At 52.9% G+C, this 7940-nt stretch carries 4 protein-coding genes, 1 tRNA gene and 1 pseudogene; 3 read left to right on the top strand and 3 right to left on the bottom strand.

Going from position 1 to position 7940, the window contains the following annotated elements; genetic code table 11:
* Positions 1-3: 3 nt before the first annotated feature.
* Positions 4-79 (bottom strand) — tRNA-Gly (locus ABZJ92_RS13385).
* A 210-nt stretch (positions 80-289) separates the two neighbouring features.
* Positions 290-835 carry an oligoribonuclease gene (gene orn / locus ABZJ92_RS13380; RefSeq protein WP_005053889.1) on the bottom strand — a complete coding sequence of 182 codons (546 nt, stop codon included), beginning with the start codon at positions 833-835 and terminating at the stop codon, positions 290-292.
* Between the two features lie 94 nt (positions 836-929).
* Here orn and rsgA point away from each other — a divergent pair, with 94 nt between their 5' ends.
* The 3 genes from rsgA (at position 930) to mscM (ending at position 6380) form a co-directional block, all read left to right on the top strand.
* Positions 930-1982, top strand: a complete 1053-nt coding sequence (gene rsgA / locus ABZJ92_RS13375) for a small ribosomal subunit biogenesis GTPase RsgA (RefSeq protein WP_000041970.1) — start codon at positions 930-932, stop codon at positions 1980-1982.
* Between the two features lie 96 nt (positions 1983-2078).
* A complete protein-coding gene (gene asd, locus ABZJ92_RS13370) occupies positions 2079-3047 on the top strand; it encodes an archaetidylserine decarboxylase (RefSeq protein ID WP_000934920.1) in 969 nt (322 codons plus the stop codon).
* A gap of 21 nt (positions 3048-3068) precedes the next feature.
* A complete protein-coding gene (mscM, locus tag ABZJ92_RS13365; RefSeq protein ID WP_001236843.1) occupies positions 3069-6380 on the top strand; it encodes a miniconductance mechanosensitive channel MscM in 3312 nt (1103 codons plus the stop codon).
* A gap of 150 nt (positions 6381-6530) precedes the next feature.
* On the opposite strand, the pseudogene yjeM reads toward mscM, so the two are convergent.
* Positions 6531-7864 (bottom strand): annotated as a pseudogene (gene yjeM, locus ABZJ92_RS13360) (glutamate/gamma-aminobutyrate family transporter YjeM); the annotation flags it as partial.
* Positions 7865-7940 lie beyond the last annotated feature (76 nt).

Genomic DNA, 7940 nt, shown 5'->3' with positions numbered 1-7940 from the left:
ATTTGGAGCGGGAAACGAGACTCGAACTCGCGACCCCGACCTTGGCAAGGTCGTGCTCTACCAACTGAGCTATTCCCGCGTACTACTTAATTTTGCTTTCGTAATTTTCGCATTTCTGCGTCGTTACGGGAGGCGCATTATACGAGAAATCTTTCCCTCTGCAACCCCCCAAAAAAGTTTTTTTTGCGTTTTTATCTCAAGTGCTGAAATTATCAGCAAGACGTTCGATTTAGCGTCAAAATCACGCCGCCGCAAGTGGATTCCGGCGCTTACGTGACCAGGAAAAATTTTACAGCTTGATAAAATGCTCGCGGTAGTAAGCCAGCTCCGCCACCGATTCACGGATATCATCCATCGCCTGATGCGTCCCCTGCTTGGTAAAACCATCCAGAATTTCCGGCTTCCAGCGGCGCGCCAGCTCTTTCAGGGTGCTGACATCGAGATAACGGTAGTGGAAGTAGACTTCCAGCTCCGGCATGTATTTAAACAGGAAACGACGGTCCTGTCCGATGCTGTTACCGCAAATCGGCGATTTTCCCGCAGGCACCCACTGTTTTAAGAATTCGAGCGTTGCCAGTTCAGCTTCCCGATCGCCCATCGTGCTCGCTTTCACGCGCTCTACCAGCCCGCTGGCGGTATGGGTGCGCACGTTCCAGTCATCCATCAGCGCCAGCTGTTCATCGGACTGATGTACTGCAATGGTCGGCCCTTCTGCCAGAATATTCAGATTGGCATCGGTCACCAGCGTGGCAATCTCAATAATGCGATCGCGCTCGGGATCCAGACCGGTCATCTCAAGATCGATCCAAATCAGGTTGTTTTCATTGGCACTCATGCTATTTTCCACCCATTCACAGTGACTATATTGATCCACAATTGCGTGTATCATAGATGTTTTGCCCATCAGGGGCGACCAGGAGTCAGTACGATTGAGTAAAAATAAACTCTCCAAAGGCCAGCAGCGCCGCGTGAACGCCAATCACCAGCGTCGTCTTAAAACGTCTAAGGAGAAGCCCGACTACGACGACAATCTGTTTGGCGAGCCTGATGAAGGTATCGTCATCAGCCGCTTTGGTATGCACGCTGATGTGGAATCCGCCGATGGCGACGTTCACCGCTGCAATATTCGCCGTACCATCCGTTCGCTGGTAACCGGCGACCGCGTAGTCTGGCGTCCGGGTAAACCGGCGGCGGAAGGCGTAAATGTCAAAGGGATCGTGGAAGCGGTGCATGAGCGCACCTCGGTGTTAACGCGTCCGGATTTCTACGACGGCGTGAAACCCATAGCCGCCAACATCGACCAGATTGTCATTGTCTCCGCCATTTTGCCGGAGCTGTCGCTCAATATTATCGACCGTTACCTGGTGGCCTGCGAAACCTTGCAGATTGAGCCGATTATCGTGCTCAACAAGATAGACCTGCTGGACGACGAAGGCATGGCGTTCGTCAACGAGCAGATGGATATCTACCGCAACATCGGTTATCGCGTATTGATGGTTTCCAGCCATACTCAGGATGGGCTGAAACCGCTGGAAGAGGCGTTGACCGGGCGCATCAGCATTTTTGCCGGGCAGTCTGGCGTCGGTAAATCCAGCCTGCTGAACGCGTTGCTGGGGCTGCAAAAAGAGATCCTGACCAACGATGTCTCTGACAACTCGGGGCTCGGTCAGCACACCACGACCGCCGCTCGGCTGTATCACTTCCCGCACGGCGGTGATGTGATTGATTCCCCTGGTGTGCGTGAGTTCGGCCTCTGGCACCTGGAGCCGGAACAAATCACTCAGGGCTTTGTCGAATTCCATGACTATTTAGGTCTGTGTAAATATCGCGATTGCAAACACGATACCGATCCGGGCTGCGCTATCCGGGAAGCGGTTGAGGAAGGGAAAATCGCGGAAACCCGTTTCGAAAACTATCACCGTATTCTGGAAAGCATGGCGCAGGTAAAAACGCGTAAAAACTTTTCTGATACGGATGACTGACAATTAAGCTAACCGTCGTTAGAATCGTCCCCTTTTTTTCAGGATCCGGCATGTTGGCCGGATCAGGAACGACAAAACAATGGCCTGGAGGCTACCTTGTTAAATTCATTTAAACTTTCGCTACAGTACATTCTGCCGAAACTATGGCTTACTCGCCTGGCGGGTTGGGGCGCAAGCAAGCGGGCAGGATGGCTGACAAAACTGGTTATCGATCTGTTCGTTAAATACTACAAGGTCGACATGAAAGAGGCGCAAAAGCCGGACACCGCCAGCTACCGCACCTTTAACGAATTCTTTGTCCGTCCGCTGCGTGACGAAGTACGCCCAATCGATACCGATCCGAATGTACTGGTCATGCCTGCCGATGGCGTTATCAGCCAGTTGGGTAAAATCGAAGAAGATAAAATCCTGCAAGCCAAAGGCCACAACTACAGCCTCGAAGCCCTGCTGGCAGGCAACTATCTGATGGCGGACCTGTTCCGCAACGGTACGTTTGTGACCACTTACCTCTCCCCGCGTGACTACCATCGCGTACACATGCCGTGCAACGGTATTCTGCGTGAGATGATCTACGTGCCGGGCGATCTCTTTTCCGTTAACCATCTCACCGCTCAGAACGTGCCAAATCTGTTTGCCCGTAACGAACGCGTGATTTGCCTTTTCGATACCGAATTTGGCCCAATGGCGCAGATTCTGGTCGGAGCGACGATTGTTGGCAGCATTGAGACGGTCTGGGCGGGCACCATTACGCCGCCGCGCGAAGGTATCATCAAGCGCTGGACCTGGCCTGCCGGGGAAAACGACGGTTCTGTGGCACTGCTGAAAGGCCAGGAAATGGGTCGCTTTAAACTCGGTTCCACCGTTATCAACCTGTTTGCACCGGGTAAAGTGAATCTGGTTGAGCAACTGGAAAGCCTGTCTGTCACGAAAATTGGCCAGCCGCTGGCAGTATCTACCGAAACCTTTGTTACGCCAGACGCTGAACCCGCCCCACTTCCTGCTGAAGAGATCGAAGCAGAACACGACGCCAGCCCATTGGTTGACGATAAAAAAGACCAGGTCTAATCCATCAAAGGAAACGCTGACGTGCGCCTGATTATCACTTTTCTGATGGCCTGGTGCCTCAGTTGGGGGGCGTACGCCGCGACGGCCCCCGATAGCAAACAAATCACTCAGGAACTGGAGCAGGCAAAAGCGGCGAAACCCGCACAGCCGGAAGTCGTAGAGGCGCTCCAGTCTGCCTTAAATGCGCTTGAGGAACGAAAAGGTTCCCTTGAGCGCATCAAACAATATCAGCAAGTTATCGATAATTATCCGAAACTCTCCGCTACTCTGCGCGCACAATTAAACAACATTCGTGACGAGCCGCGCAGCGTGTCGCCGGGAATGTCTACCGACGCGCTGAATCAGGAAATTCTCCAGGTCAGCAGCCAGTTGCTGGATAAAAGCCGTCAGGCCCAGCAAGAGCAGGAGCGCGCCCGCGAGATTGCCGATTCGCTGAATCAACTGCCGCAACAGCAAACCGACGCCCGCCGTCAGTTAAATGAGATCGAGCGCCGCCTGGGAACGCTTACCGGCAATACTCCGCTCAATCAGGCACAAAATTTCGCGTTGCAGTCTGACTCTGCACGTCTTAAGGCGCTCGTTGATGAACTGGAGCTGGCGCAGCTGTCTGCCAATAACCGCCAGGAATTAGCGCGCTTACGCTCAGAGCTGGCGGAAAAAGAGAGCCAGCAACTGGATGCGTATTTGCAGGCCTTACGTAATCAGTTGAATAGCCAACGTCAGCTTGAGGCGGAGCGGGCGCTGGAAAGTACCGAATTACTGGCAGAAAACAGTGCCGATTTGCCGAAAGATATCGTCGCGCAATTCAAAATTAACCGCGAACTATCGGCAGCGCTGAATCAACAGGCGCAGCGGATGGAGCTCGTTGCCTCGCAACAGCGTCAGGCTGCCAGCCAGACGTTACAGGTCCGGCAGGCGTTGAATACGCTGCGTGAACAGTCGCAATGGCTGGGATCGTCCAACCTGCTCGGCGAAGCGCTGCGGGCGCAGGTGGCACGGCTACCAGAAATGCCAAAACCACAACAGCTTGATACCGAAATGGCGCAGTTGCGTGTGCAACGGTTACGTTATGAGGATTTACTTAATAAACAGCCGCTGCTACGGCAAATCCATCAGGCCGACGGTCAGCCGCTGACCGCCGAGCAAAACCGTATTCTGGAAGCACAACTGCGCACTCAGCGTGAGTTGCTGAACTCATTGTTGCAGGGTGGCGACACGCTACTATTGGAACTGACCAAGCTGAAAGTCTCCAACAGGCAACTGGAGGATGCGCTGAAAGAGGTGAACGAAGCAACGCACCGCTATCTGTTCTGGGCCTCTGACGTGCGCCCGATGACCATCGCCTGGCCGCTGGAAATCGCCCAGGATCTGCGTCGTCTCATTTCGCTGGACACCTTCAGTCAGTTGGGCAAAGCCAGTGTGATGATGCTGACCAGCAAAGAGACAATTTTGCCGCTGTTTGGCGCGTTGATTCTGGTCGGTTGCAGTATTTACTCGCGCCGCTATTTCACCCGTTTTCTTGAACGTTCGGCGGCGAAAGTCGGCAAAGTGACTCAGGATCACTTCTGGCTGACGTTGCGCACTCTTTTCTGGTCGATTCTCGTCGCGTCACCGTTACCGGTGCTGTGGATGACGCTGGGTTACGGCTTGCGCGAGGCGTGGCCTTATCCGCTGGCGGTCGCGATTGGCGATGGTGTAACGGCCACCGTGCCGCTGCTGTGGGTAGTGATGATTTGCGCCACCTTTGCCCGCCCGAACGGCTTGTTTATCGCTCATTTTGGCTGGCCGCGCGAACGTGTTTCCCGTGGGATGCGCTACTACCTGATGAGCATCGGGCTGATTATGGCGCTGATGATGTTCGATAACCTCGACGACCGCGAATTTTCCGGTTCGCTGGGACGGCTTTGCTTTATCCTCATTTGCGGTGCGCTGGCGGTGGTCACCCTAAGCCTGAAAAAAGCCGGTATTCCGTTGTATCTCAACAAAGAAGGCAGCGGCGACAACATTACCAACCATATGCTGTGGAACATGATGATTGGCGCACCACTGGTTGCCATTCTGGCGTCGGCGGTGGGTTATCTGGCAACGGCGCAGGCACTGTTAGCGAGGCTTGAAACCTCGGTTGCCATCTGGTTCCTGCTACTGGTGGTTTATCACGTTATCCGCCGCTGGATGCTGATCCAGCGTCGCAGGCTGGCGTTTGACCGGGCGAAGCATCGCCGGGCAGAGATGTTAGCGCAACGTGCGCGTGGCGAAGAGGAAGCGCATCATCACAGTAGCCCGGAAGGAGCAATTGAAGTCGATGAAAGCGAAGTCGATCTCGATGCCATCAGTGCGCAATCCTTGCGGCTGGTGCGCTCAATTTTGATGTTGATCGCCCTGCTTTCGGTCATTGTGCTGTGGTCAGAAATCCATTCCGCTTTCGGCTTCCTCGAAAATATTTCGCTGTGGGATGTCACCTCCACGGTACAGGGCGTAGAAAGTCTGGAGCCAATTACCCTCGGTGCGGTGCTGATTGCCATTCTGGTATTTATCATCACCACGCAGCTGGTGCGCAACCTGCCCGCGCTGCTGGAACTGGCGATTTTGCAGCACCTGGATTTAACGCCGGGTACGGGTTACGCCATCACCACCATCACAAAATATCTGCTGATGCTGATTGGCGGGCTGGTCGGCTTCTCAATGATTGGTATTGAGTGGTCGAAATTGCAGTGGCTGGTTGCCGCGCTCGGTGTTGGTCTCGGTTTTGGTTTGCAGGAAATTTTCGCCAACTTTATCTCTGGCCTGATCATCCTGTTCGAAAAACCGATTCGCATTGGCGATACGGTAACGATCCGCGATCTTACTGGTAGCGTGACAAAAATTAACACCCGCGCCACCACCATCAGCGACTGGGACCGTAAAGAGATAATCGTGCCGAACAAGGCGTTTATTACCGAGCAGTTTATCAACTGGTCGCTCTCTGACTCGGTCACGCGCGTAGTGTTGACGATTCCGGCCCCTGCCGATGCCAACAGTGAAGAAGTGACGGAAATCCTGCTCACCGCAGCGCGTCGCTGCTCGCTGGTGATCGACAACCCGGCACCGGAAGTCTTCCTGGTGGATCTGCAACAGGGGATTCAGATTTTCGAGCTGCGTATTTACGCCGCTGAGATGGGTCACCGTATGCCGCTACGCCATGAGATCCACCAGCTGATTCTGGCAGGCTTCCACGCCCACGGTATCGATATGCCATTCCCGCCCTTCCAGATGCGTCTGGAAAGCCTCAACGGTAAACAAACGGGGAGAACGCTGACGTCTGCGGGCAAAGGTCGTCAGGCGGGAAGTTTGTAATGCATGAAGCTGCCAAATGATGTCAACGTGGCTCATTTAGCAGCTTAACATCATCTTCAGTTATCACCGGCCCTGGAGAGTATCATCCATACGCATTACTTCCTGACAACTCATCGCCGGAGAGACGATGAGTTGCAGGATTTCATATGATCAGTCGAGAGCTAACTCAGGTTTATTCGCCATGCGACTGCAATAGTTCTGGTAAATCGCCATCGCTAACAGCGAGAAGAAGACAGGGCCGCCAATCATCCACAATGTGCTGTCCCAGTCTCCGGCTTCAACCACAGGCTGAATAATGGTGAAGACGTTCGCAAATGTCACCACCAGAACGACAACCACCGTCGCAATCATTGCCGACATACGCGTTTTGAAAATCACAAATGGTCTGTCGAGATCCTGACGTGCTTTAAAAAACGGGAAAGCCAGCGCGAGGAACAGGTAAGGAAGCGTCATAGACACGTTCGCCATCAGCGTCAGCTTGTTAAAGAACGCCGATGCGGTACCGCCACCAAACGAAACCAGCAGAATGAAGACAGTAACCAACCCGCACTGCATCCACATGGCGATAGACGGCATCCCCATCGCATTCAGGCGCGTCATCGGTTCCGGCCACAACGCTTTCGGCGTCCCCTGGATGATGGCTTTCAGCGGTGAATAGCAAACGCACCGGTATAAGCGAGGAACATCGAAAGTCCGGTAATACGCGCAAACCATACGCCCAGCGACAATGACGCTTCAGGTGACAAATGCAGTGCGTTACCCAGCATCACCCCGAGGCTCTTCATCAGCACATAGGTAATATTGCCAAGGTTAACGGAACCATTACTTAATACCTGCTGCCAGTTTGTGCTGACGCCCCATAAAAATATTGCCAGCGAATAACCGATTGAAATAACAATAGCGGCAAAAACAATACCTTTGGCAAAGTTCTTTTCTGGATTTTCCGTTTTATCGACCAGACCACCAACCGCTTCAATTCCGCCATAGGCAAAAATAGCAAATACCACAAACGATAGCATTGCCAGACCGGACTGATAACCCGGGTTCGGTGATGCAAGGAAATTAATATCCTGCGCGAAATGCCCACCATTTAATAACAAAATAGTAATGCTTACTAACAGCAATACTAAATTCAGACACATTACTGCAATACCGCCCACCGCAGTAATGCGGGCAATTTTATTAATCCCCTTTGAAGCAACGACTGTGACCAGAATCATCCATGCTACTGCCAGCAGACCAACCACCTGCGTAGGCTCCAGTCCGGCAATACGCCAGTGCTGGGTCATGTCACTACCATAGAGGAATGTTGAGAACGGTACCCAAACTTTCGCGGAGGTACTCACCATCCAGATGATATAAGAGGAAAACCACATAAACGTACCAATGAAGGCAAAACGTGGTCCGACACTATTATTCATCCAGGAATAGATACCACCTTCTTCTTTGCGATAAGCAGCTCCCATTTCAGCCATCATTAAGGCGGGTAATGCTGCCAACTTACTGATTTAGTGTATGATGGTGATTTTAAGGTGCTTGCGTGGCTTCCATTTCCATCAG

This window comes from Shigella sp. FJ200513, from assembly GCF_040495915.1.
In the GTDB taxonomy this organism is placed as follows: domain Bacteria; phylum Pseudomonadota; class Gammaproteobacteria; order Enterobacterales; family Enterobacteriaceae; genus ECMA0423.
This window is presented reverse-complemented; position numbering and strand designations above follow the sequence as displayed.

What these genes read in the sequence shown, in the direction of transcription:
- orn (WP_005053889.1), bottom strand. Translation starts at nt 835, where the DNA reads ATGAGTGCCAATGAAAACAACCTGATTTGGATCGATCTTGAGATGACC.